Genomic DNA, 22,762 nt, shown 5'->3' with positions numbered 1-22,762 from the left:
TGCGTCGACCCGGGTCTGATGGCCTCGCGTGTCCCCGTGATCCGAGCTGAACGGTTCACCGGAGCCGCAATGGCGCTCCATCCCCGCAACCGTCGGAGGGGGCGCAGGCGCCGCCGGCGCCCCTGTGTCAGGAGAGCCCCCTTGTCCTCTCCCCGCGAAGGAGGCGGCGCGCCCCGCGCGCGCCGCCTGCCTCCCTCAGCTCGCGGCGAACTTCAGCAGCTTGGCCGCGTCGAAGTCCATGATGCCGCCGCCGACCCGCTTGGTGGTATAGAACAGCACGTAGGGCTTGGCGGAGTACGGGTCGCGCAGCACCCGCATCCCCGCCCGGTCCACCACCAGGTAGAACCGCTGGAAGTCGCCGAAGGCGATGGGGAAGGCATCGGCCGCGATGTCGGGCATGTCCTCGCTTTCCACCACGGGAAAGCCCATGAGGCTGGCGCCCTGGCCCGCCACCGGCGGCGGGGCCCACAGATAATTGCCGTTCTCATCCTTCAGCTTGCGCACGGCCGACTGGGTGCGCCGGTTCATGACGAAGCTGGCATTCTGGCGATAGCCGCCCTTCAGCGCATAGACGAGGTCGATGAGCCGATCCCCCGCATCCGCGCCGGGAAAGGCGCCGGCGGCGCCGGTGGCCACATAGCCCACCTTGTCCCAGGCCCAGGCGCTTTCCGCCACCTTGTCATAGGCCAGGAAGCCCTTGGGCTTGGCCACGCCATCGCCATTGATGAAGGCCGCGCCCTCCTGCTCGGCGAAGACGGTGTCCACCTCCTCGGCCAGCCAGTCGTCCACATTCACCTGGACATCGTCCAGCAGCGCCTGGGTGGCGGCGGGCATGGCATAAAGCTCCATGGCCGGATAATCGAGGGCGGCCAGCACCGGGCTGTCGGTCTGCGGGCGCGCCGCCGTCTCCGCCGCCCAGCCGCTGACGGGGCCGGAGGTCATGAACGGCTTGCGGTAGATGCCCGTGCCCATGGTCCGCACCGAGGCGATGGCGCGAATGGGCGACAGGGTCGAAAGGCGCCGACCGACCTCGCTCTCGACCTCGACCGGCACCAGATAGCCGCCATCGACCCCGGAGCCGGAGGAGAGCGCCTTCGCTTCCAGCGCCTTCAGGCCGCCGGCCTCGCCGTGGCGCACATAGGTGTCGAAGGCCGAGGCATGGGCGCTCGCCGCCACCGAGCGCTCAGGCGCGCCGCCCAGGGCCGGGCGGCGGGCCTTGGTGGCCAGGGCATCGAGCCGCGCCTGGTGGGCATCGAGCGCGGCGTCGATGCGGCCGAGCTGGTCGAGGGTGAGGGCATCCGCACCGCGCCGCTCCATCTGCGAGAGGCGGGCATCATTGGTGGCCTTGTAGTCCTCGAAGGCGGACAGGAAATCGGCCAGGGCGGAACGCGCCTCGGCACCGGCGAAATCGGGCGCGGCCACTTTGGTCTCGGGGGCGCTGACGGCATTAGGCATGGGACATCCTCAAGGGTTACAACGAAAAGGGCAGTTCAGCGGGCCGCAAGGCTGGCGCGCAGGCGGCGGGTGGCGCCGGCCAGCGCCAGAGCGGGCGGCAGGCTCGGCGCGAAACCGGGAGCGAGAGCCGGCTCGACCGGCGCGAGACGGGCGCCGGGCTGCATGGGGAAGGTGACGATGGAGACCTCCCACAGATCGATGCGGGAGAGCCGGCGCACCCGCGTCTTGGGATCGGTGCGGGCCTCCACGGCCTTGAAGCCGATGGAGAGGCCATCGAGCGCGCCTTCGCGCACCAGGGCCGCGCATTCGCGGGCGCGGGCCACCGCGGGGGAGAGCCGGCCGCGCACATAAAGGCCGCGCGCATCCTCGCGGATGTCGGTCCACACGCCGATGGGCTCGGCCGGGTCGTGCTGGTAGAGCATGCGCACGGCGGCGCCCCGGGCCAGGCTTTCGGCGAAGGCGCCGGGCAAGACCATGTCGCGGCCGAGATCCACCACCCCGAACAGGCAGGCGTGCCCCTCAATGACCAGCCCCTCGGCGGATGGGGGTAGAAAGATCGTCTCATCCATGCCTCAGCCCTCCCCGCCCGTGGCGCCGGGCTTCTTGCGGCGGCGGCTCTTGTCGAGCTTCTCCAGGGTGGCGACGAATTCGCGGAACACCTTGCCGGCCGAGGGCGCGTTCTGGGCCGGGCCCGGCGCCTTGGCGCGCGAGGGGGCGCCGCCGAGCGCGCGGATGCGCGGCGCCGGCGCCTTCTGGAAGGGGGCACGCATGGAATTTCTCCGGATGTCAGGCGTGAAGACGGCGCCGCGCGGCAGGCGACGGCGCGGAAAGCCTCAGGCGACGGAGCCTTTGCGCGGCTCAGCCTTTGCCGTTGTGGCGGGCATTGAAGCGGGCGAGCTCCCGCACGAAATCATCGAACCGGCGCGTGGCGCGGGCGAGCTCGGAGAGCACCCGCCAGAAGGCGAGCGAGGCCGACAACGCCCACACCAGCAGCGCCAGATGCGCGAGATCGCCCCGCTCGGCGAAGGTGCGGATGACGGTATCCATCGGGCCTCAAGCCTTCAGCACGGCGGTTGGTCGCGTCCCGCCCCCCGGGGCGAGAGCGGCGGGGCGTTGGATCTGGCGCGCAATATGCCTGCCGCCGTCTGGACCCGCGGTTTCGTCGGGTTTGCAACGTCGAATCCGACAAGGAGCTCATCTTGCCCGCATTGCAGGAAACCCGCGCCACGGTGACACTGGCCCCCGCAAAGCCCACCGGATTGGCCGATCTGGGCGTGCCCATGGTCGAGACCACGGCGGTTAAAAAGGGGCGCGTGCACGAGCATGACCAGCTTCTGGCTGACGGCAAGATCGGCCGGCGCTACCAGGATCTTCGCGTCATCGCCATCAAGACGGTGGAAGGCGGCGCTCCCTCCGCCAAGGTGTTCGTGCAGTTCGAGGTGTTCGGCGACAATACGACTATGCTCGCCGGCGGCGGCATCTTTGAAATCGTGCTGTTCGCGGGCGAGCGGCAAGTGGCCAGCCGCGCTTCAAGCGGCATGTTCATACCCTATGCCAATTTCTGGTACGCGAACCGCTTCGTGTTCGACCTGACCATGGAAGAACTCGACCAGGCCGACCGCGTGGAATTCATCGCGAAGGCCGAAGACGTCGGCGCGATCTAGGCCGGGTTGAGCTGCAAAGTCAGGCATGGCCGGGCGCCTCCCCTCTCCCGCTCGCGGGGGAGGGTTCGGGAGCGGGGCGGAATGTCCCCTCTTCTTCAGAACACAGGCCTTGAGGAGGCTACGGCCACCCGAGGTCTGCGCCCCACGCCCGCTCTGCCTTCACCCCCCGGCGCGCCCGCCCCTCCCCCCGCAAGCGCGAGGGAGGGACGGCGGGAGAGCCGTTCGCCTCGACGCCCAGGCCATCCCTTTGCGCTGAAGGTCAGTCGATGCCCTCCGGCGCGCCCCGTAGAAATCCCCTCCGCGAGCCTGCGCGGAGCCAGCATGAGCGAAGAGCATGACCTATCCCCTCGTCAAACGCGTGCCCCATCGAATGCTCGGCGAGATGCTGCGCATGATGCTGAGCGACGATGTCTATTTCGACCTGACCCTGGAAGAGGGCCGAACCCTGTCCCGCGCCTTCACCGCCGTCGCCTTTGACTGGCGCCGCACGGACTTCATCTATCTCAGCCCCATCGGTACCGACACCGAATTCTCCGCCGCCGTAACGCAAACCGGCGTCACCGTAGAAACCCCCAAGGGGCCCCATCACCTGAGCTGGGACGATGTGAGCGAACTGGCGGAGCGGCTGGCGGTGGTGTGAGGGCCGTGTGGCTGTAGTGCGCAGCGAATACCGCGGGCTATTTCTCACCAGCCACACCTCACATGGGGATGAGGATCGATATACCTCCGTCATTTGCCCATATTGACGGCACTCCATGTCCGTAAGGCGCCTCGAAACAATGATCTAAATCGCGGACATAGCGCGGCGGTCGTTGGCGCGTTGCCACAACCTCTCGTTAACTGAGGGGAACGAATTTTCTCCTTTGGAGATAAGCCATAGGGCACCATCTCTGGCGTCTCCGCCACCACAACATCCGCGACGACGAAAAGAGATGCCATAAGGTATACTCAATCCATTGGGTCAACGGAACCTCGCAGCGGAAACAGAATAGGACTGCTCCATGACATTCGTTGCGGCGAAGCGTTTTGGAAAAAGGATCATTATGGTCGGAGACACGATGATTTCAGACCTGCAAGGGACCCGACATAGTTCGATCCCTGGCCAACTAAAGATCGTCGTATTGTCTCCCACCTTGACAGTCGCGTTCGCCGGCTTGGCAAACCAAGCGCTCGACGCCATTCGCACAGCCAGACGACTCCACTTGGCTGGAGAAACCATAGCCGAAATTGAACAGATGTTAACGGAAGAGACTGCGTATCATGAAGGCCAGATAGAATTCCTCCTTGTCAGCCATTCCAGTGGCGAGCCGACACTGAAACGCATTTGGGATGGTCGCAACTCTAATGATTTACCGTATAGTTGCATTGGCCAGCGAAACCTTTTGCCAACCCTCCTGATGAAAGCAGGCGAAGTTCCATTGGGATGCCGCTCCCATGAATTCGAGCAAGAGATCCAGTTTTGGACAGCGTTTCGGCGCCTATTCGACGGCACAAGGATTACGGATGGAGTAGGAGGCCTCCCCATCATGGCCACCTGCTCGCCCTATGGGCACTGCTACAATTCATCAGCAAGCTCAGCAACGTGGGACGTGATTTCCTTCCCCGGCGGCCTGACACAGCAGCAGCTGACAGACCGCTGTTCCGGCATGACCCAATGGTTATTCAACATCCAAGATACAAAATACCGTGGCGTCGCGGTCCTAGGGGTGCTCATTCTCGACGCTGGTGTAGGGTATATCTATTCCCCTCTGGAAAATGACAATCCGCTCAATTGGCGTTTTTCAAATCCTTTAACACAAGCTGTGCGTGACACGATATTAGCGGAATTTAAAGCGGCTTTGGAAGAGAGAGTGGAAGCGCTCGGTGGATTATTAATTGATAATTATACTCCAATCGAGCATCGATTGACTGATATTGAGCTTGAGGAAATAATGGCCCATGCGGCAGCGGCGCCCATTCCGACGCAAATTACCGTAGAAACGGATGGACTGTGGATTGAATGTGGTCAATGCGCAATACGAAGCTGCGAACGCTTAGGATTTCAAGGCATCGGACCCCAACCGGTGCTGGTCATCAAAACATTGATTGATCGGATGAATGCAGAAGTTGCTGCACGACAGTAAACTTGCAACTGCCCATCATCACGAAGGCGTCCCCCAAGTAAGGAGCACAAGCTCGAAGGATGACGCGGACCGAATAGGTGAACTCCGGAGGCTTTTCGAGTTCAAATCTCACCCATACCCCACCGCCGCCCGCTTCTCCTCGTCGGTCAGGAAGTCTGCGGCGCCCACGCGGGTCCACAGGTCGGCGCGTTCGCTGGCGAGGGCTTCGATCTGGTCGAGGTCGGGGACGAGGCGCAGGGCGCCTTCATAGGCGGGGGTGAGCCAAGTGGAGAGGCTTTCGGCGGTGCGCTTCACCAGCGGCACCACGCTCTGGCGCCACAAGGCGCGGTTGGCTTCGGCGTAGTTGGCGTAGGTGTTGTCGCCGGGAATGCCCAGCAGCATGGGCGGCACGCCCACCGCCAGCGCGATTTCCCGCGCGGCGGCGTTGCGCGCGGCCTCGAAATCCATGTCCTTGGGCGAGAGGGAGAGGGGGCGCCAGTCCAGCCCGCCTTCCAGCAGCAGCGGCCGGCCGGCGTTGGTGGCGCCCTGAAAGGACGCTTCCAGCTCGCCCTTCAGGCGCTCGAACTGCTCATCGCTCAGCGCCCCCGTGCCGCCATAAACCAGCGCGCCGGAAGGCCGGGCCGCATTGTCGATCAGCGCCTTGTTCCAATTGCTGGCGGAATTGTGCAGGTCGAGGGCCTGCGAGGCCGCCTCCAGAGGCGGAAAGCCGTAATGGTCGTCCAGCGGATTGAAGGCGGTGAGGTGGAGGATGGCCGGCACATCGCCCCCTTCCACCACGCTCGCCTGGGAAATGCGCAGGGTGCGCCCGCACAAGGTGTAGTCATAGGCCTCCGGCCAGCCATCCGGACCCGGCACCACGCGCATGCGATCGGGCCGCAGCACATGCAGCTCGCGCACGCGGCCTTCCACCGCCACCGCCTCCACATAAGCATTGCCCGCCACCATGAGATGGCTGATCAGCGCCTCCATGAAGCTGGAGCCGGTGAGGCGCGGATTGGGCCGGGCCAGAAGGTCCAGCATTGGGTGGGTGTCCAGCTCGCGCGGGCCGTCCATCAGCACCAGCGGCACGGAGGCCGCCGCCTCCCCGATCATCCGCACCGCCCGGTAGGCGATGGCGTTGCGGGCGAATCCGTCGCGGGCAAGGGAGGCGTAATCGTGCCGGCTCCAGGTGGGCCGGCCGGTGGTGAGCAGCGCCACAAGGGCCGCCGTGCGGCTCGCCTTCGCCTCGGGCGGCGCGGATTTTGGGCGGAAGGGGGCGAGAAGCGAACCAAGCATGAGGGGCTCCAGCAGAAAAGAAGCTCTGAACGCCGCGGACAGCCGGTTTCCGGCCTCCGGGAAAAAGCGTAGGATCATCGCGTAGCGGCATCTGGAGGGCGCATGCTCTACGCACTGATCCTCGTCATCTCCACGACCACCCGCATCGAGCAGTTCACGCCGGCTCCCGATTGGCCGGTGCAGGTGGGCGCAAGCTATTTGGCCACCATCGATACGCAGAAGCTGGTGGCCTATTACGACACCGAGCGCGCCTGCCTGCGTGCCAGCACGCGGCCCAACGGCGCCTGGCCGGCGCCGGCCCCCGGCCAGCGCGTGCGCGCCATGTGCATGCCCGTGCCCGCGCAGCAGCCCGCGCCATCTCCCTTCGGTGGTTTCGGGAACTGAGCCTGCTCAGCTGTCCGAGGGAGCGCCCTACAGCCCCCGCACCCGCGGCGGCGCACCCTGCCGCCCCAGCGCCAAGGCGGTGATGGCCCACACCAGCGCATCCAGCCGGTCCGGCGAGCGGCCGGAGCTGAGGCCGTCCGGCCCGAAGTCGCAAAGCTCGTCCTCGAGGGGCGGAAAGGGGCCCACATGGCGCACCCGCCCCTGCTCGTAGAGCGCCGCCACCGGCTCGGCGCGCAGATACTTGCCGCGCGTGGCGCGCACAGCCTGCACCGGCACGGCGGCATCCACCTCCGCCAGCACGGCGCGCACCATCTCGCCCCCCTGGTTCACCTCGGCCACCACGCCGTCGGCCTCGAAGCGGTGATACAGGGCCACCGCCCGCGCCGCCCACTGGGCCGGGCGCAGCCCCGCCGCGCTCTCATCGGCCAGCACATAGACCATGCCCGCGCTGTCGATGCCGGCGCAGACAATGCCGCACGCATCCGCCCCCGCGCGGGACGAAGCCGGCGGGTCCACCGCCACCATGATGCGGGCGAGCGCCGGCGCGGAACGGGTTCGCGCCGCATCGAGCGCCGCGCGGGTCCATAGGGCATCGGGCCGGTCCTCGATGATCTCGCCATCCAGCTCCTGCCGCCCCAGCCGCGTGCCGCCATAGCGGGCCAGCACCTGAGACAGGAAAGTGGGGGCGAGATGGAAGGCGTTGTCCGCCGTCTTGGCCCGCGTCACCGCCGTGGCCGGATCATCCAGCAGCCGGCGCAGCAAATGGGTGGGGCGCGGCGTGGTGGTGACCATCTGGCGGGGATGGTCGCCCAGCCGCAGGCCGAACTGCAGCATGTCGAAGGTGGCCTCGCCACGCCGCCACTTGGCCAGCTCGTCGCACCAGGCGGCGCCGAACTGGGGGCCGCGCAGGCTTTCCGGATCCTCCGCCGAGAAGCCCTGCGCCACCGCGCCATTGGGCCATTCCAGCCGGCGACGGGAAGGCTCCCAGCGCGGCCGCTCCTCCCGCGTGTGCACCGCAAGGAGGCCGGAAACGCCCTCCACCATCACGTCTCGTACATCGGCCAGGGTCTCGGCCACCAAGGCGATGCGGCCAACGGGGCGGCTGGCGAAGGGCGCGCGCCCCAGCGCCAGGCCCCGTACCCATTCGGCGCCCGCGCGGGTCTTGCCCGCGCCGCGCCCGCCCAGCACCAGCCACGTGGTCCAGGGCCCGCCCCCAGGGGCCTCGGCGGGGGGCAGCTGATCGGCCCGTGCCCAGAACGTCCAATCCGCGAGAAGGGCCCGCAGCTCGCCGTGGCTGAGGTCAAGCAGGAAGCGGCTTGTCAGGTGCGGCCTCGTCTTCACGCAGTCGCTCAAGGCGGCGCGCAAGCTCGCGACGGAACTCGTCGAGGTCGCGAACGGTGTCATCGGCATCCTTCTCCGGTTTCACGGTCGCATCCTCCTCGGCGGCCACCAGCTCGCGCAGGGTGCGGGCCAGGAGAGCGAGGGCGCGGGCATCTTTCTCCGCATCTGCGGCGGCGCGGGGCGGCGCCTCGCCCTCGGCGGCATCGAAGCGCTTCGCGCGCGCCTCGATATCGGCCACCTGCCGCTCGGCCGCCCGCCACAGCCGTTTGAGAAGGCGGACGCGGGGCGACTCCCCCGGCTGCGCCGCATCGCGGCGGGCCGTGTAGGCCTTGCCGGCGCGGCGGCTGATGGGGGCGAGGCGGACCGAGCCGTCTTCCCCCACCTCGCGGTCAATCCAGTGATAGGCGGCGCCGGTGCTGAGGCCGGTGCGCGCGCAGATCTCGGCGATGGGCACGCCCTCGGCATAGAGCCGACGCGCGAGCCCCGCCGTCGCGGGCGTCTGCCGACGCGGCGGTGTGGGTGCCATGAGATGTCCAAGCTGAAGGTGCGAGAGGCCCGGCCCCGCCAGGCGCAACTCTCGAACATGGCAAAACTCTAGCCCCGCAGCGTATCGCTGTCAAGGACTAAATTCCTCATTTCGTAAAAATAGGATCAAATGCCTTCAGCCGGAGGAAGCGCCATGGGCTCCTCGCCCCGCACGTGGTTCCGGCCTGCCATCTTGGCCGCGTAGAGCGCCTTGTCGGCACGGCCATAGATGGAGGTGAAATCGTCACCCGGGCGCACCGCCGCCACGCCACAGGAGAAGGTGTAGGAGAAGTCCGGCATATCGGGCAGTGGACGGGAGCCACGCACCGCCGCCAGCATGCGCTCGACAATGCGGATGCCCTCATCGAGCTCCGTGTCCGGCAGCACGAGCACGAACTCCTCGCCGCCGATGCGCCCGAAGCAATCGGACCGGCGCACCTGGCCGCTGATGCAGCCGGCGAAATCGCGCAGGATCGCGTCGCCGGCCTGATGGCCGTAGCTGTCGTTGATGTACTTGAAATTATCGAGATCGAGCACGCACAGGGATCCGGGCACCCGCGGCCCATGCACCAGGGCGGAATGCGCGAGCATGGTCTCGATGCGGGCGATGACGAAGCGGCGATTCGCGACGCCGGTCAGGTCGTCGGTGTGGGCGGCGCGCAACGCCTCGTCGCGGTCGCGGCGCACCGCGCGCACGTCCGCGCGCAGCTTGGTGATGTCGCAGCCCACGCACAGGCGCCAGCCATCTGGGCCCACGCTTTCCTGCAGCAGCAGCCAGCGGCCGTCTGGGAGCTTTACCTCCACCTTGCGGGGCGCGGCGGTGCAGGTCGCAACCGCTTCGGCCACCCAGGACTCGATGTCGGCCCCCTCCAGCACCACCCCGGTGTTCAAGGCCAGGTTGCGGCGCATCAGGTCCGCCCAGCCGAGCAGCTCGCCGGCGGCGATGCCATAGGCCGCGCGGTAGGCGGCATTGGCATGTCGCAGGAATCCGCCACCATCGAACGCGGCGAAGAGAGCCGGGCTCTCCTCCTGGAGCTGAAGCAGTTGGGCCGCCAAATCAGTCATAATCGTACCGAACATAACCGAGAATTACCTGCGGCGGGAGATACGACGATGACGGTGACGCCCGCATCCACCAGATGGCATACGAACCTTGCATGCAGCCATCGCATGGCGGTCGCCTCCGCAGAAGCCTTGAAATGAACCCGCAACTCTGGTCTGACACGCCCCTTCCGGAGACTGACATGAGCGCCTGCGGCCTGGATTTCGGCACATCGAACACCACACTCGGCATTCTGACGGAAGGCCGGGCCCGCCTGTGCGCGCTCGAGGGCGCCCACGTCACGGTGCCAAGCGCCGTGTTTTTCGGCACGGACGGCACCTATCGCATCGGCCGCGCGGCCATCGAGGCCTATGTGGAGGGCGTGGAAGGCCGGCTCATGCGCGGGCTCAAATCCGTGCTCGGCAGCGCGCTGATCGACGAGGCGACGCGAATCGGCCGCGAGCGCGCGCCCTTCCGCACCGTCATCACCCGCTTTTTGGCGGAAGTGAAGCACCGAGCCGAGGTCACCGCCGGCCGCCCCCTCGACGCGGTGGTGCATGGGCGCCCGGTACACTTTGTGGACGGCGACCCGGAGGGCGACCGCAAGGCCGAGGACACCCTGCGCCTCATTGCCGGCGAGATCGGCTTTCGGGATGTGCTGTTCCAGTACGAGCCCATCGCCGCGGCCCTCGACTACGAACAGCAGATCGACGACGAGGAACTGGCGCTGATCGCGGACATCGGTGGCGGCACCTCCGACTTCTCCATCGTCCGCATCAGCCCGGAGCGGCGCGCGCAGGCCGAGCGGGGCGACGACATCCTGGCCAATGACGGCGTGCGCATCGGCGGCACCGATTTCGACCGGGTGCTGAGCCTCAGCACGCTGATGCCGCTTCTGGGCTATGGCAGCCCCATGCGCGGCAAGAATATCGACGTGCCGTCCAGCTATTTCCACGACCTTGCCAGCTGGCACTCCATCAATCGCGTCTATGAGCCCAAGGTGGCCCGGGAAATCCGCGAGGTGAAGCGCGATGCCATGGAACCCGAGCGTCTGGAGCGTCTGGAGCAGGTGATCGAGGAGCGCCGCGGCCACGCTTTGGCCGGTGCGGTGGAGGGCGCCAAGATCGGCCTTGCCGAGGCGCCGGACACGCATATTCCGCTGGAGTGGCTGAAGGCTGGCTTCACCCTGGGCATCAGCCGCCAGGAGCTGAAGGAAAACACCGCCGAGCTGGCCGCCCGAATCTCCCGCCGCATCGACACGGTGCTGAAGCAGGCCGGGGTGAGCGCGGAGCGCATCGACGCGCTCTTCCTCACCGGCGGGTCCACGCGCCTTGCCCATGTGCGCGCCGCCATCACCGCGGCCCTGCCCACCGCCAAGGTGGTGGAGGGCGACACCTTCGGCTCGGTGGGGGTCGGCCTCACCATCGCGGCGGGGCGCCGTTTCCCGCAGTGAAAGCGGGGCCCCCGCCCCGCCCTTGAGCAGCCGGGCGGATCCATGCCAGACGCAAAAAAGGCATCCCGGCGGGGGCGCCAGGATGCCTTGAAAATGCTGGCGCCTCTTAATGGGCGCCGGCAAGGCTCAGCTTCTGAAATGCAGCTCGCCTTGTGTGACGGCGGACGCCCGATAGCCCACGCCGCCGCCAGCACACCGCAAGGCGATCACCCCCACCACGGAAGCGGCGGTGATCAGCCCCATCACCTTCTCACTTGGCGGAGAGGCCGGCGAAGGTGGCGGACGGGATGCGGAAGAAGCCGCGGCCGTTGGACAGGGTCTGGTAATAGGAAGAGGCACCGGCCAGCAGGCGCTCATACCAAGCCTTGGGGCTCACGCCCTCGGGGCAGCTGTCGATGGTCCACACCTCGGCATTGGGGTGGAAGCGGACGTGGATGAGGACTTCATCGGCGGTCTGGGCAACGGCGGACATGGAATGCTCCGTGATGAATGCAGGGCTCGCCAAAAAGGCGACTGGAACCGAAGAGGCCCCGCATGTGGCTCTCTCACCTGCGGAAAACCCCTCGCTGGCAAGGTAAACACAGGCGCCGTGAGCAAACCTTGATCACGATCAAAAACCGCGCATTCAGGGCGCCGGCCTTGTCGCCGCCGGCCTCAGGCCCAGCCCCGCCGGCCGGCGGCAGCGCGGTGTCTTGCACACGGGATTGGCTTGCCTCGATCCGCATCAGGCCGTCTACACTAACGCCCACCTGGAATCGCGACGGCCCCCATGCGCCCCTTTCCCAAGCCCCGTGTCGATGCCCTGACCGATGGCATTTTTGCCTTCGCCATGACCCTGCTGGTGGTGGATATCCGCGTGCCGGAGGCGGTGGAGGTCACCTCGACGGAGGCTCTCTGGCAGCAGCTGCGCGCGCTCTCGCCGCAGGTGGTGGCCTATGTCATTTCGTTCTTCGTGCTCGCCGCCATGTGGCGCAACGTGATTTCCGTGCGTCACGACACGGACGAGGTGGCGGCCGGCCCCATGCATCTATGGTTGTGGTACCTGCTGTTCGTCACCATGGTGCCCTTCTCATCGGCCCTGGTGGGCCGCTATGGGCAGTTCCCGCCGGCGGTCTGGATCTATGGGGCCAACATGGCGGCCCTCGGCATCCTCTCCATCCCCCTGCACCGGCTGGAAATTCCGGAGCCGATGCAGGCCGAGGCGCGGCGCGGAGAACGGCGCATGGTGGTGTTCATCGTTTCCGCGCTGGCCTCCGTGCTGGTCAGCCTCAGGGCGCCGCACTACGCCATGTATGCCTATCTGCTCAACGTGCTGGGCCGCCTGCCGCCATTCCGCTGAGCGCCCTTGCCGGCGGCCTAACCCTTGCGCTTCTTCTTGCCCTTATCTTTGTCCTTGCCCTTCGGCTTGGCACCCTCAGGCCCCTTGGCGCCCTTAGGCCCCTTGGCGCCCTTAGGCCCCTTGGCGCCCTTAGGCCAACGGACGGGCCAGGTGACCAGCCGGTCGATCAGCTCGAACACGCCGTAATCGTCCTCCAGCCCCGCCACCCGGCCGGCCACGGAGATGCCCGCCGCGCGCACGCTGTCGGGGTCCCCGGAAACCAGCGGGTGCCAGAATGGCAGGTCCTGGCCCTCCTGGAGCAGGCGATAGGCGCAGGTGGGCGGCAGCCAGGAGAGGGTGGCAACCGCCTCGGGCGTGAGGCGAACGCAATCCTCCACCTTTTGCGAGCGGTTTGCATAATCGGAGCAGCGGCAGGTGCCGGTGTCGAACAGCTGGCAGGCGACGTCGGTATAGACCACGACGCCGGTTTCCTCGTCCTCCATCTTCACGAGGCAGCAGCGCCCGCAGCCGTCGCACAGGCTCTCCCATTGCTCCGCGTTCATGGCCGCGAGCGGCGTGGTGCGCCAGAAGGGCTGTTCGGGCTCGGTCCCGGCAGCGGGCGTGGAGGGGGCGGCGGGCGGCGTTTCAACGGGCGGCGTTTCAGCGGGCGGCTTCATGGGGCATCTTTAGAACATTTCCGCGATCCGCGGAAACGGGGAAATGTTCTAGCTTATTGAGCTGACGCACATTCTTCATACCCTCCGCCCTCGCCGGACGCCTCGCTCCCGGCTGGCGCCCGCCTCTCAATCCCACATCAGCACCATCTCGGACACCACCGGCCGCACTGCGCGCATGGCCGCATCGTCGGACCGAAACTCGCGATCGCCGCTCACCTTGGTGATGCGCTTGGGATCGGCCTCGGGCCCGGGCGCGAAGCGCAGCAGGATGCGGCAGCCGGGCCGAGCCAGCTTGCCGCCGGACCACTCACCGGCCATGCCGCCATAATCCCACTCGAAGCCGGAAAGGACGAAGGGCCTGCCATTGGCGGCCTGCACCGCTTCCAGCGTGGAGCCGACGCCAATGCCCGCCGGCGTGCGCCAGCCCACCGCCCCTTCGCGCACCGTCAGCGATGCCGGCTCCTGGCGCCGGGCATCGTCCTGCCAGAGGATTTCCGCCCGCCGCACCGGATCATCGGGGAACAGGAGGGTGCCCTCCTCCTCCGCGCCCTCGGCGCCGGGGACTTTCGCGCGCTTCACCGCGGGCCCGCCGAAGACCTTCGCCAGGGTCGACTGGCTGGCCGATGCGACCAGGGGGCCGGAGCAATCGAAGCTCAGCTCCTGCGCCCACGCCGGTATCGCCAGCAAGGCCGCCGTGGCAACGGCGACAACTGCGATGGCACGCGCTGCGATCCGGATCCCCATGACGGCCCCCTCACAGGACGTGGCCGAGAGAGGGTAGCCCAATATGACATCGCATCAAATCACAAGGCGCTGCGCCAACCGTGATCACGCGGCGATGGAACGTGTCAGCTCAGATAGCCGCGGGCCTTCAGATGCTGCACGATCTGGTCGGCCATCTCCTGCGGCGCGTGCACCCCGCCTTCCAGGTGGATCTCGGGGGATTCCGGCGGCTCGTAGGGGCTGTCGATGCCGGTGAAGTTCTTGATCTGGCCGGCGCGCGCCTTCTTGTAGAGCCCTTTCACATCGCGGCTTTCGGCCACCGCCAACGGGGTATCCACGAAGATCTCTACAAACTCGCCCGCGCCCATCAGCTCGCGCGCCATCTGCCGCTCGGCGCGGAAGGGCGAGATGAAGGACACCAGTGTGATGAGGCCGGCATCCACGAACAGCCGCGCCACCTCGGCCACGCGGCGGATGTTCTCCACCCGGTCCGCCTCGGTGAAGCCGAGATCGCGGTTGAGACCGTGGCGCACATTGTCGCCGTCGAGCATGTAGGTGTGGCGCCCCTCGGCGTTGAGCTTCTTCTCCACCAGGTTGGCCACCGTGGACTTGCCGGCACCGGAAAGCCCGGTGAACCACAGCACCACCGGCCGCTGGCCCTTCATGGCCGCGCGGCTCTCCTTGGAGACATTGAGTTCCTGCCAGTGCACGTTGGTGGCACGCCTGAGGCCGAAATCCACCATGCCGGCGCCGACCGTGAGATTGCTCATGCGGTCGATGACGATGAAAGCGCCGGTTTCCGGCACCTGCGCGAACGGATCGAAGGCGATAGGCTCATGGGTGGCAAGGTTCACCACCGCCACCTCATTGAGCTGGAGCGTCTTAGCGGCGAGATGCTGGAACGTGTTCACGTCCAGCTTGTGCTTGATCTCGGTGACCTGCGCACCCACCGTGCGGGTGCCCATCTTGATGAGATAGGGCCGGCCCGGCAGCAGCGGCTCCTCATTCATCCAGATGAGATGGGCGGCGAACTGGTCGGACACTTCCGGCCGGTCGGCGGCCGCCGCCAGCACATCACCGCGGGAAACGTCCACCTCGTCGGTAAGGGTGAGCGTCACCGCCTCACCGGCGCCGGCCTCCTCCAGGTCGCCATCCTTGGTGACGATGGACTTGACGCGGCTGGTGGCACCGGAGCCGGCCACCACCACGGCGTCCCCCGGGCGCACGAAGCCCGACACGATGGTGCCGGAGAAGCCGCGGAAATCCAGGTTCGGCCGGTTCACCCACTGCACCGGCATGCGGAACGGGCGGGCCAGAGCGTGGCTCTCCACCTCCACCGTCTCGAGGTGCTCCAGAAGGCTCGGGCCGGTGTACCAGGGGGTGTTGGTGCTGCGCTCGATCACATTGTCGCCGAAGCGGGCGGACAGGGGGATGGGCACCAGGGTCTCGAAGCCGAAATCAGCCGCGAAATCCGCATAGGTGCGCACGATCTCGTCGAACCGCTCCTGGGAGAAATCCACGAGGTCGATCTTGTTCACCGCCAGCACCACATGGCGCAGGCCCAGCAGCTTCACGATGTAGGAATGCCGGCGGGTCTGGGTGAGGATGCCCTGGCGGGCGTCCACCAGGATCACCGCCAGGTCCGAGTTGGACGCGCCGGTGGCCATGTTGCGGGTGTACTGCTCGTGGCCGGGCGTGTCGGCGACGATGAACTTGCGCTTGTCGGTGGCGAAGAAGCGATAGGCCACATCGATCGTGATGCCCTGCTCACGCTCAGCGGCAAGGCCATCCACCAGCAGCGCGAAATCCAGGTCCGCCCCGGCCGTGCCGTGCTTGCGGCTGTCGGCGGAAAGGGTGGCGAGCTGGTCCTCGAACAACAGCTTGGTGTCGTAGAGCAGGCGGCCGATGAGGGTGCTCTTGCCGTCGTCCACGCTGCCGCAGGTGAGGAAGCGCAGCAGGCTCTTGCCTTCCTGGGCGGCCAGATAATCGCTGAAGCTGGAAAATTCGGGCTGGGCGGACATCAGAAATAGCCCTCGCGCTTCTTCTTTTCCATGGAGGCGGCTTCGTCATGGTCGATGAGGCGGCCGGCGCGCTCGGAGGTGCGGGCCGTGAGCATCTCGCCCACGATGGCCTCCAGCGTATCGGCATCGCTCTCCACCGCGGCGGTGAGCGGGTAGCAGCCCAGGGTGCGGAAGCGGATGCGCTTCATCTGCGGCACCTCGCCGGGGTTCAGCGGCAGGCGCGCGTCATCCACCATGATGAGCTGCCCGCCGCGCTCCACCACCGGCCGCTCGGCCGCGAAATAGAGCGGCACGATGGGGATGCGCTCGGCCAGGATGTATTGCCAGATATCGAGCTCGGTCCAGTTGGAGAGCGGGAATACGCGGATGCTCTCCCCCGCCTTCACCCGGGTGTTGTAGAGGTTCCACAGCTCCGGGCGCTGGGTCTTGGGGTCCCAGCCGTGATTGGCGGTACGGAAGGAGAAGATGCGCTCCTTCGCGCGGCTCTTCTCCTCGTCCCGGCGGGCGCCGCCAAAGGCCGCATCGAAGCCATGCTTGGTCAGCGCCTGCTTCAGCGCCTCGGTCTTCATCACATGGGTATAGAGGCTGGAGCCGTGGTCGAACGGATTGATGTTCTGCGCCAGCCCCTCGGGATTGGTGTAGGTGATGAGCTCGAAGCCCAGCTCCTTGGCCATGCGGTCCCGGAAGGCGATCATCTCGCGGAACTTCCAGGTGGTGTCGATGTGCATCAGGGGAAAAGGCGGCTTGGACGGGTAGAACGCCTTCACCGCCAGATGCAGCATCACGGCCGAATCCTTGCCGATGGAATAGAGCATCACCGGATTGCGGAACTCGGACGCCACCTCCCGCATGATGAAGATGGATTCGGCCTCCAGACGCTTCAAATGCGTCATGCGCTCAGACGACATCGACCCGCACTCTCCTGCCTGCCCTGCCGGCCCCGGCATGGGCGCCCCTTGTGGGCACCTATTTCACCAGACATAGATGTCTTAAGAGATATAATCCATACAATTTTGATATGTAATTTATTTCACATCAAAATACCGTCGTTTTGGCTTCAGCGGCTGAAGGTGGCCACCAGCTCCACATGGGGGGAGTAGCGGAACTGGTCCACCGGCGTCACGCCGCCGAGCCGCCAGCCGCCATCCACCAGCAGCCGCGCGTCACGGGCGAAGGTGGCGGCGTTGCAGGAGACGTAGACGAGCCGCTCCACCTTGGCCGCGGCCAGCTCGCGGGCCTGGGCCTCGGCGCCCTGGCGGGGCGGGTCGATCACCACCGCGTCGAAGGCGGCCAGCTCCTGGGCCATCAGCGGGCGGCGGAACAGGTCTCGCGCCTCGCCCTTCACCGCCTTGAGGCCCGGCGCGTGGGCAGCCTTCAGGAGGGCGGCGAGGGCCGGCGCGTGGCTTTCGGCAGCAAAGACGCGTCCACGGGCAGCCAGGCGCAGGGCGAACGTGCCCACCCCGGCGAACAGGTCCGCCACATGCTTCGCGCCCTCGGTGGCCGCGAGCACCGCCTGCGACAGCAATTCCTCGCCGGCGCGGGTGGCCTGCAGGAAGGCGGCCGGCGGCAGCTCCACCCGCGCGGTGCCCATGGCCAGCACGGGCGCGACCCGCTGCAGCACGAGCTCCCCATGGCGGGTGAGGCGCGCGAGATTGAAGCGGTCCGCCAGGGCGGCCACGTCCATCAGCAGCGCCGGCGGCAGGGGGCCGGAGCCGCGCACATCCATGTCGAGCCCGGTATCGGTGGCGATCACCTGGAGGTCGAGCGGCTTTTTCAGCGGCGCCAGCACCTCCGCCACCGCGCGGGCGGCGGGCAGCGCCCGGTCCAGGCCCGGCGCCAGCACCGGGCAGGCTTCCAGCGCCACCATGGCGTGCGACTTGCGCTCGGCGAAGCCCACCACCGTGCGCGGGCCATATTGTCGGGCATGGAATATGACGCGCCGGCGCCCGTCGCCATGGGCGTCGATCAGCGGCGCCACCTCGGCGTCCAGGCCCTCGCGCCGCAGCGCCTCCACCACCAGGGTGCGCTTCCACTCGAAATAGGGCTCAAGGCTCCAGTGCTGGAGCAGGCAGCCGCCGCAGCGGCCGAAATGGGCGCAGGCCGGCGCCACGCGATCCGCGCTCGGCTCCAGGATCTCGGCCACGACGAGCCGCTCGCCCTCCAGGGCGCCGCGCACCGTCTCGCCGGGCAGCACATAAGGCATGAAAACGGGGCCGGCCGGCCCTTCGGCCACGCCGTCACCCTGCGCGCCCAGGCGGCGCACCTGAAGATCCACCATCGTCGCCGTCACGGGCGCTCCGCTCCCAGAAGATATTCCACATTGCCGTCGCCGCCGGTGATGGGCGACGGCACGAGCCCTGAAACCCGCCAGCCCAGGCTCGTCACGAAGTCCTCGCTGGCGGTGCAGACCTCCTGCCGCGCCGCCGGATCACGGACGATGCCCTTCTTCAGCGCATCCCGGCCAGCCTCGAACTGCGGCTTCACCAGCGCCACCAGCCGCGCGCGCGGGGCGGCGAAGGCCAGCGCCGCCGGCAGCACCTGCCGCAGCGAGATGAAGCTGACATCCACCACCACCAGGTCCACCGCTCCCGGTACCGCCGCGCGGTCCAGGCTCCGGATGTCGGTTTCCTCCATCAGGGTAATGTCCGGCCGGCCCCTCAGGCTGGCGTGGAACTGCTCGCGCCCCACATCCACGGCGAACACATGGGCGGCGCCCCGGCGCAGCAACACATCCGTGAAGCCGCCGGTGGAGGCGCCCACATCCAGCGCGCGCAGCCCGATGGGATTGATGCCGAAGGCCTTCAGGCCCGCTTCCAGCTTCATGCCCCCGCGCGAGACGAAATCATGGACATCGCGCGCCTCGATGCGGGCATCTTCCGCCACCTCCGCCGCCGGCTTGGTGACGACGGCGCCATCCACCTTCACCAGCCCCGCGGCCAGCGCGGCCTGGGCCCGGGCCCGGCTTTCGAACAGGCCCCGCTCCACCAACAATCGATCAATGCGCATGCCCGGCGCCCTGCTCCAGCCCCGCCCCGACGTATGGCTTTTCCACCTGCGGCCGAGCCTTGCGGCTGCCCCGCGACGCAAAGCCGTAGCTTGCGCCGTCGCGAGCGGATAAAGGCCGTGATATGCCAAGCCCGTTGGGGAAGCAAATTGACCATTGAGTGGCAAGGAAGCGCGATCCGGGACGGTCACGACCGCCGCCGGGGGCGTCGGCGCGCGACGGAACCGGGAACCATGCAGCAGACCAAGCCGAAGCGTGCACCAGCCGAAATCGCCCTGAGCCTCGTTTTTTCCAGCCTCCTGGCCCTCTGGCCGGGTGCGACGGGGGCCTGGGCGGCCACCTCCCACGGGGAAAAGGCCAAGCCCGCCAAGCACAGCGACGCGCCGAAGGATAATCGCGTGTGGCTGATCGCGCGGGCCGATGAAACCATCGTGCTGCGCTTCGGCGCGCCGGGAGCGGCGGACCCGGTCTTCGCCGTGGGGTGCCAGCCCAGTGCAGGCCTGCTGCAGTTCACCGTCGAGGTAAAGTCCGCCAAGATCCATTCGGGCGAAGGGGTGGCGCTTTCCCTGTCCGCCGGCAAGCGCCGGCTGGAGCTCGCCGCCTCCACCTTTCGCGGCGCCAGCGACGGGCTGGTGGTGGCGGAAGCGGCCGTGAGCTTCGACGAGCGCGTGCTCGACCTGCTCGCCGACGGGGACACCCTGACGGTGCGCGCGCCGGGCGCCACCGCCAGCTTCCCGCTGGCCGGAGCCAAGATGAAGCTGGCCGATTTCCGCCGCGCCTGCCAGCCCCGGCGGTAGCCCGCAGCGCCTGGAGACGGGGCGTTAAGGCTCGCGCACGGACAGCGCGCGCGAGCCCCTTCAACTTCCCGTGACAGGCAGTATGATCCGCGCCGGATCAACTGGAACACGACCATGCTCCGCCCGCTCGTCCTCCTGCCCCTCATGTCCGTTGCCGCCACGGCGGCGCTCACGCTGCCGGCCACGGCTCAGCAGAAGATGTCGTGGCACCTCCAGCAGACCGAGGAGAGCGCCGCGCTCGTCTTCGGCGTGCCGGAGACCGACGAGGTGATGCTGTTCTTCCTCTGCAAGCCCGGCTCGGACAGCGTGACCGCGCAAAGCCAGATCGGCTCCGAGGGCCTGGAGCGGGAGGCCGCCGCACGGCTCATCCTGTCCACCGGCAGCGTCAAGAAGACGCTCAACGGCAAGGCCGTGGGCAATGAGGAGAACAATGCCGTGGACGTGGAAGCGCCCACCAAGCTCGCCGACGTCAAGGCGCTCCTGAAGGGCGGCTCCTCCCTCACCGTCGAGGTGAAGGGGATGAAGCAGAAGATCAGCCTTTCCGGCGCCGGCGAGGCCCTCACCGCCTTCGAGGCCGCCTGCAAGCCCAAGAATTGAAGCCGGACATGACCGAGGGCGGACAAGACTGACGCCCCGAGCGGCCAGTCACCGCCCCCTCTCGGGCGCGCCATGGCGGTGCCCGCGGCGCCGCCGCTTCCGTGCGGCACCACATCGCCCGCGCGGATCCGAGCCCCACGGCTATGGCGCGCGGGACTGGGCAGTCCTCCGCTCACGGAAGCGGAGAAATCCTTTAGCGTCTTGACTTAAAGCACTTTCCTCAGGCGAACCGGGAGCCTCTTCGCTTGAAGACGCTCCCGCCCCGCGCGCAGCCCCCGGCCTCAGGCCGCGGCCACCTGTTTCAGGAAGCCGTCGATCTCGGTGTCGAGGCGCGTTGTCGCCGCTCCCACCGAGTGCGAGGCATCCTGCACGCGGGTCGCCGAGGCACTGGTGCCGGCCACCGCGATGTTCAGGCCGCCGATATCCGCCGCCACCTGGCTGGTACCGGCCGCAGCGCTCTCGATATTCGAGCTGATCTCCGTGGTGGCTACGGTCTGTTCCTCAATGGCGCCGGCGATGGCGGTGGCATAGTGCTCCACCTCTTCCATCAGGCTCACGATGGCCCGGATGGCATCCACCGCCTCCGCCGTCTCGGTCTGGACCGAGGAGATGTGCTGCGCGATGTCATGGGTGGCCCGCGCGGTCTGCTCCGCAAGGTCCTTCACTTCCGCCGCCACCACGGCGAACCCGCGCCCCGCCTCGCCGGCGCGCGCGGCCTCTATGGTGGCGTTCAAGGCCAGCAGGTTGGTCTGCTGCGCGATGGCCTCGATCAGCCCCACCACCTCACCGATGCGGGAGACGGCCTCCGCCAGGCCGGCAATCTTGGTATTGGCAACGCCCGCCCCTTCGGTGGCCTTGCCCACCATCTGCTCGGTCCGGGCGATCTGCTGGGCGATCTCGGAGATGGAGGCGCTCAGCTCTTCCGCCGCGCCAGCCACGGCCTGCACATTGCCCGACGCGCTCTGCGAGGTCTGAAGCGCCGACGCGGAGTCGCGCTGGCTCGTCTCGGCCGCTCCGATCAGCGCGCCGGACACGGTATCGAGCTCGCGCATGGCACCGTTGACATCATTGATCACGGTGTTTGCCGTCTGGCGGAAGCCCTGGATCAACGCGTCGATCCGGGCCTGGCGGGCCATGCGGGCCTCGTTCGCCTGCTGGGCGGCGGCCTCGTGCTCCCTGCGCGCGATGGCATTGAGGCGGAACACGTCCACCGCCCGCGCCATCTCGCCGATCTCGTCCTTGCGGTCCATGTCCTCCACCGCGATCGAGGTGTCGTCGCTGGCCAGAAGACGCATCTTCTCGGTCATGCGGTGGATCGGGCGCGCCAGGGCGCCGGCACCGAAGAACACCAGCACCAGGATAAGGGCCAGCGTCACCACCGCCGTCAGCAGCAGCTTGTTCCGCGTGTCCGTAACGGTGGCGAACAAGGTGGCCTCCGGCACGCTCATCACCAGCACCCAGCGCTCATTGACCCCTGACAGCGTGACCGGCGCCGCCATCAGCGACCATGTGCCCGCCGCGTCCTCCCGCTGCCCGGTCGCGGTCTCGCCCCGCTTGGCGGCATCGAGCAGCGCCCTGAGCGACGGGTCCGTGACCGGCTTGCCGAGGAGCTTGGGATCGTTGTTGGCGATCCACAGGTCATTCGTGCCCACCAGCGCCACCCGGCCGTCGCCGAAAGGCCGCAGCGTCTGCACGAAACGGGTGATGCCGGTCAGCGGCAGATCGGTGGTGACGATGCCGATGGGCTTGCCGTTGCGGCGCACCACCACGCTGCTGGTGGTCATCAGCCGGTTTTCGCCGTTCACGGGATATTCGTAAGGCGGGGTGACCAGGGCCCGGTTCTCGCGCACCGGCCGGTCATACCAGTTCTCGGTGCCGGCCTCCTTGGTCATGACGAGCTTTTCGACATCCACGGAGCCGTCGGGCTTATGGAAGAAATAGGGCACGAAGCGCCCGGCCGCGTCAGAGTAGGGGTGGGAGACGAAATCGGCGTCCCGGCCTTCCAGCCCATTGGGTTCGAAGGCCAGCGTCATGCCCACCAATTGGGGATTTTCGCGCACCATGCGCAGCATCAGGCCGCCGAGCGCGTCCCGATCCACCATGTTCGCCTCAAGCAGCCCCTCCACCGCCAGCGCGCCCGATTGCGCGATGGTGATGGAACGGGACATCTGCGCGGCAATGGTCTGCTCATATTGGCCAAGCAGCGCCTCGGCGCGTGCCTCCGCGTCCCGCGTGGCGGCCCGGGCCGACACCCACAGGCTGACGCCCGCCACCACCAGCATGGACAGGATGCTCAACGCACCCGCAGCAAGGACGAGTTTCGTCCGGATGCCCAGATCGGCCAAACGCATGATACACTCCCC

At 67.5% G+C, this 22,762-nt stretch carries 24 protein-coding genes; 8 read left to right on the top strand and 16 right to left on the bottom strand.

Translation table 11 applies throughout. The features are described from left to right. Positions 1–195 precede the first annotated feature (195 nt). The 4 genes from L0966_RS10270 to L0966_RS10255 all read right to left on the bottom strand — a co-directional run bounded on the left by L0966_RS10270 (position 196) and on the right by L0966_RS10255 (position 2,502). On the bottom strand, positions 196–1,455 hold the full coding sequence (locus L0966_RS10270; RefSeq protein WP_234051806.1) for a phage major capsid protein: 1,260 nt from the start codon (positions 1,453–1,455) through the stop codon (positions 196–198). Between the two features lie 35 nt (positions 1,456–1,490). Beyond that, positions 1,491–2,024, bottom strand: a complete 534-nt coding sequence (locus tag L0966_RS10265; RefSeq protein ID WP_234051805.1) for an HK97 family phage prohead protease — start codon at positions 2,022–2,024, stop codon at positions 1,491–1,493. Positions 2,025–2,027: 3 nt separating this feature from the next. Next, positions 2,028–2,225 carry a hypothetical protein gene (locus L0966_RS10260; protein WP_234051804.1) on the bottom strand — a complete coding sequence of 66 codons (198 nt, stop codon included), beginning with the start codon at positions 2,223–2,225 and terminating at the stop codon, positions 2,028–2,030. Positions 2,226–2,313: 88 nt separating this feature from the next. Further along, on the bottom strand, positions 2,314–2,502 hold the full coding sequence (locus tag L0966_RS10255) for a hypothetical protein (protein ID WP_234051803.1): 189 nt from the start codon (positions 2,500–2,502) through the stop codon (positions 2,314–2,316). Positions 2,503–2,654: 152 nt separating this feature from the next. On the opposite strand from L0966_RS10255, the gene L0966_RS10250 reads away from it, so the two are divergent. From L0966_RS10250 to L0966_RS10240, 3 genes are all read left to right on the top strand, one after another. Continuing rightward, positions 2,655–3,119, top strand: a complete 465-nt coding sequence (locus tag L0966_RS10250; protein WP_234051802.1) for a hypothetical protein — start codon at positions 2,655–2,657, stop codon at positions 3,117–3,119. Between the two features lie 334 nt (positions 3,120–3,453). Then, positions 3,454–3,759, top strand: coding sequence for a hypothetical protein (locus tag L0966_RS10245; protein WP_234051801.1), 306 nt, complete (start codon positions 3,454–3,456; stop codon positions 3,757–3,759). Positions 3,760–4,120: 361 nt separating this feature from the next. Beyond that, entirely contained in the window at positions 4,121–5,242 is a 1,122-nt protein-coding gene (locus L0966_RS10240; protein ID WP_234051800.1) for a hypothetical protein, read from the top strand. 108 nt (positions 5,243–5,350) lie between these two features. Here L0966_RS10240 and L0966_RS10235 read toward each other — a convergent pair whose 3' ends face one another. Then, positions 5,351–6,517, bottom strand: a complete 1,167-nt coding sequence (locus L0966_RS10235; protein WP_234051799.1) for a phage portal protein — start codon at positions 6,515–6,517, stop codon at positions 5,351–5,353. A gap of 102 nt (positions 6,518–6,619) precedes the next feature. On the opposite strand from L0966_RS10235, the gene L0966_RS10230 reads away from it, so the two are divergent. Next, positions 6,620–6,901 (top strand): hypothetical protein, encoded by a 282-nt coding sequence (locus L0966_RS10230; protein WP_234051798.1) that lies wholly within the window; start codon positions 6,620–6,622, stop codon positions 6,899–6,901. A 27-nt stretch (positions 6,902–6,928) separates the two neighbouring features. On the opposite strand, the gene L0966_RS10225 is transcribed toward L0966_RS10230, so the two are convergent. The 3 genes from L0966_RS10225 to L0966_RS10215 all read right to left on the bottom strand — a co-directional run bounded on the left by L0966_RS10225 (position 6,929) and on the right by L0966_RS10215 (position 9,832). Further along, the gene (locus L0966_RS10225) at positions 6,929–8,242 is read right to left on the bottom strand and encodes a DNA-packaging protein (protein WP_370640698.1); all 1,314 of its coding nucleotides are present in this window, start codon (positions 8,240–8,242) and stop codon (positions 6,929–6,931) included. Then, on the bottom strand, positions 8,202–8,768 hold the full coding sequence (locus tag L0966_RS10220) for a helix-turn-helix domain-containing protein (RefSeq protein ID WP_234051797.1): 567 nt from the start codon (positions 8,766–8,768) through the stop codon (positions 8,202–8,204). Before L0966_RS10220 ends, L0966_RS10225 begins: the two co-directional genes overlap by 41 nt. A gap of 125 nt (positions 8,769–8,893) precedes the next feature. After that, a complete protein-coding gene (locus L0966_RS10215) occupies positions 8,894–9,832 on the bottom strand; it encodes a GGDEF domain-containing protein (protein ID WP_234051796.1) in 939 nt (312 codons plus the stop codon). Between the two features lie 179 nt (positions 9,833–10,011). Between L0966_RS10215 and L0966_RS10210 the strand changes: the two genes are divergently transcribed. After that, complete coding sequence (locus L0966_RS10210; RefSeq protein ID WP_234051795.1) at positions 10,012–11,262, top strand: Hsp70 family protein; 1,251 nt, start codon at positions 10,012–10,014, stop codon at positions 11,260–11,262. A gap of 250 nt (positions 11,263–11,512) precedes the next feature. On the opposite strand, the gene L0966_RS10205 is transcribed toward L0966_RS10210, so the two are convergent. Further along, a complete protein-coding gene (locus L0966_RS10205; protein WP_234051794.1) occupies positions 11,513–11,734 on the bottom strand; it encodes a hypothetical protein in 222 nt (73 codons plus the stop codon). 297 nt (positions 11,735–12,031) lie between these two features. Here L0966_RS10205 and L0966_RS10200 point away from each other — a divergent pair, with 297 nt between their 5' ends. Then, positions 12,032–12,601 (top strand): TMEM175 family protein, encoded by a 570-nt coding sequence (locus L0966_RS10200; RefSeq protein WP_234051793.1) that lies wholly within the window; start codon positions 12,032–12,034, stop codon positions 12,599–12,601. 17 nt (positions 12,602–12,618) lie between these two features. Here the strand turns inward: L0966_RS10200 and L0966_RS10195 are convergent, their stop codons facing one another. The 6 genes from L0966_RS10195 to L0966_RS10170 all read right to left on the bottom strand — a co-directional run bounded on the left by L0966_RS10195 (position 12,619) and on the right by L0966_RS10170 (position 19,007). Continuing rightward, on the bottom strand, positions 12,619–13,257 hold the full coding sequence (locus L0966_RS10195; protein ID WP_255683945.1) for a YcgN family cysteine cluster protein: 639 nt from the start codon (positions 13,255–13,257) through the stop codon (positions 12,619–12,621). A 126-nt stretch (positions 13,258–13,383) separates the two neighbouring features. Beyond that, positions 13,384–14,001: a hypothetical protein gene (locus L0966_RS10190; RefSeq protein ID WP_234051792.1), complete on the bottom strand. Its 618-nt coding sequence runs from the start codon at positions 13,999–14,001 to the stop codon at positions 13,384–13,386. 104 nt (positions 14,002–14,105) lie between these two features. Beyond that, positions 14,106–16,001 carry a sulfate adenylyltransferase subunit CysN gene (gene cysN / locus L0966_RS10185; protein WP_234051791.1) on the bottom strand — a complete coding sequence of 632 codons (1,896 nt, stop codon included), beginning with the start codon at positions 15,999–16,001 and terminating at the stop codon, positions 14,106–14,108. Then, complete coding sequence (cysD, locus tag L0966_RS10180; protein ID WP_234051790.1) at positions 16,001–16,909, bottom strand: sulfate adenylyltransferase subunit CysD; 909 nt, start codon at positions 16,907–16,909, stop codon at positions 16,001–16,003. Before cysD ends, cysN begins: the two co-directional genes overlap by 1 nt. Before the next feature lie 149 nt (positions 16,910–17,058). After that, on the bottom strand, positions 17,059–18,279 hold the full coding sequence (locus tag L0966_RS10175; protein WP_234051919.1) for a class I SAM-dependent RNA methyltransferase: 1,221 nt from the start codon (positions 18,277–18,279) through the stop codon (positions 17,059–17,061). 8 nt (positions 18,280–18,287) lie between these two features. Beyond that, the gene (locus tag L0966_RS10170) at positions 18,288–19,007 is read right to left on the bottom strand and encodes a TlyA family RNA methyltransferase (RefSeq protein WP_234051789.1); all 720 of its coding nucleotides are present in this window, start codon (positions 19,005–19,007) and stop codon (positions 18,288–18,290) included. A gap of 231 nt (positions 19,008–19,238) precedes the next feature. Here L0966_RS10170 and L0966_RS10165 point away from each other — a divergent pair, with 231 nt between their 5' ends. Both L0966_RS10165 and L0966_RS10160 read left to right on the top strand, forming a co-directional pair. Further along, on the top strand, positions 19,239–19,802 hold the full coding sequence (locus L0966_RS10165) for a hypothetical protein (RefSeq protein WP_234051788.1): 564 nt from the start codon (positions 19,239–19,241) through the stop codon (positions 19,800–19,802). Positions 19,803–19,916: 114 nt separating this feature from the next. After that, on the top strand, positions 19,917–20,399 hold the full coding sequence (locus tag L0966_RS10160) for a hypothetical protein (protein WP_234051787.1): 483 nt from the start codon (positions 19,917–19,919) through the stop codon (positions 20,397–20,399). Between the two features lie 281 nt (positions 20,400–20,680). Here L0966_RS10160 and L0966_RS10155 read toward each other — a convergent pair whose 3' ends face one another. Then, complete coding sequence (locus tag L0966_RS10155; RefSeq protein ID WP_234051786.1) at positions 20,681–22,750, bottom strand: methyl-accepting chemotaxis protein; 2,070 nt, start codon at positions 22,748–22,750, stop codon at positions 20,681–20,683. Between the last annotated feature and the right edge of the window lie 12 nt (positions 22,751–22,762).

It is taken from the genome of Xanthobacter sp. NM-59 (genome assembly GCF_021401125.1).
In the GTDB taxonomy this organism is placed as follows: Bacteria; Pseudomonadota; Alphaproteobacteria; order Rhizobiales; family Xanthobacteraceae; genus Xanthobacter.
Note: the sequence above shows the minus strand (reverse complement) of the source record. Positions and strands in the feature narration are given on the sequence as shown.

What these genes read in the sequence shown, in the direction of transcription:
- L0966_RS10170 (WP_234051789.1), bottom strand. Translation starts at nt 19,007, where the DNA reads ATGCGCATTGATCGATTGTTGGTGGAGCGGGGCCTGTTCGAAAGCCGG.
- L0966_RS10240 (WP_234051800.1), top strand. Translation starts at nt 4,121, where the DNA reads ATGACATTCGTTGCGGCGAAGCGTTTTGGAAAAAGGATCATTATGGTC.
- L0966_RS10215 (WP_234051796.1), bottom strand. Translation starts at nt 9,832, where the DNA reads ATGACTGATTTGGCGGCCCAACTGCTTCAGCTCCAGGAGGAGAGCCCG.
- L0966_RS10165 (WP_234051788.1), top strand. Translation starts at nt 19,239, where the DNA reads ATGCAGCAGACCAAGCCGAAGCGTGCACCAGCCGAAATCGCCCTGAGC.
- L0966_RS10155 (WP_234051786.1), bottom strand. Translation starts at nt 22,750, where the DNA reads ATGCGTTTGGCCGATCTGGGCATCCGGACGAAACTCGTCCTTGCTGCG.
- L0966_RS10175 (WP_234051919.1), bottom strand. Translation starts at nt 18,279, where the DNA reads ATGGTGGATCTTCAGGTGCGCCGCCTGGGCGCGCAGGGTGACGGCGTG.
- L0966_RS10190 (WP_234051792.1), bottom strand. Translation starts at nt 14,001, where the DNA reads ATGGGGATCCGGATCGCAGCGCGTGCCATCGCAGTTGTCGCCGTTGCC.
- L0966_RS10245 (WP_234051801.1), top strand. Translation starts at nt 3,454, where the DNA reads ATGACCTATCCCCTCGTCAAACGCGTGCCCCATCGAATGCTCGGCGAG.
- cysN (WP_234051791.1), bottom strand. Translation starts at nt 16,001, where the DNA reads ATGTCCGCCCAGCCCGAATTTTCCAGCTTCAGCGATTATCTGGCCGCC.
- L0966_RS10270 (WP_234051806.1), bottom strand. Translation starts at nt 1,455, where the DNA reads ATGCCTAATGCCGTCAGCGCCCCCGAGACCAAAGTGGCCGCGCCCGAT.
- L0966_RS10160 (WP_234051787.1), top strand. Translation starts at nt 19,917, where the DNA reads ATGCTCCGCCCGCTCGTCCTCCTGCCCCTCATGTCCGTTGCCGCCACG.
- L0966_RS10255 (WP_234051803.1), bottom strand. Translation starts at nt 2,502, where the DNA reads ATGGATACCGTCATCCGCACCTTCGCCGAGCGGGGCGATCTCGCGCAT.
- L0966_RS10205 (WP_234051794.1), bottom strand. Translation starts at nt 11,734, where the DNA reads ATGTCCGCCGTTGCCCAGACCGCCGATGAAGTCCTCATCCACGTCCGC.
- L0966_RS10265 (WP_234051805.1), bottom strand. Translation starts at nt 2,024, where the DNA reads ATGGATGAGACGATCTTTCTACCCCCATCCGCCGAGGGGCTGGTCATT.
- cysD (WP_234051790.1), bottom strand. Translation starts at nt 16,909, where the DNA reads ATGTCGTCTGAGCGCATGACGCATTTGAAGCGTCTGGAGGCCGAATCC.
- L0966_RS10210 (WP_234051795.1), top strand. Translation starts at nt 10,012, where the DNA reads ATGAGCGCCTGCGGCCTGGATTTCGGCACATCGAACACCACACTCGGC.
- L0966_RS10200 (WP_234051793.1), top strand. Translation starts at nt 12,032, where the DNA reads ATGCGCCCCTTTCCCAAGCCCCGTGTCGATGCCCTGACCGATGGCATT.
- L0966_RS10220 (WP_234051797.1), bottom strand. Translation starts at nt 8,768, where the DNA reads ATGGCACCCACACCGCCGCGTCGGCAGACGCCCGCGACGGCGGGGCTC.
- L0966_RS10195 (WP_255683945.1), bottom strand. Translation starts at nt 13,257, where the DNA reads ATGAAGCCGCCCGCTGAAACGCCGCCCGTTGAAACGCCGCCCGCCGCC.
- L0966_RS10235 (WP_234051799.1), bottom strand. Translation starts at nt 6,517, where the DNA reads ATGCTTGGTTCGCTTCTCGCCCCCTTCCGCCCAAAATCCGCGCCGCCC.
- L0966_RS10230 (WP_234051798.1), top strand. Translation starts at nt 6,620, where the DNA reads ATGCTCTACGCACTGATCCTCGTCATCTCCACGACCACCCGCATCGAG.
- L0966_RS10260 (WP_234051804.1), bottom strand. Translation starts at nt 2,225, where the DNA reads ATGCGTGCCCCCTTCCAGAAGGCGCCGGCGCCGCGCATCCGCGCGCTC.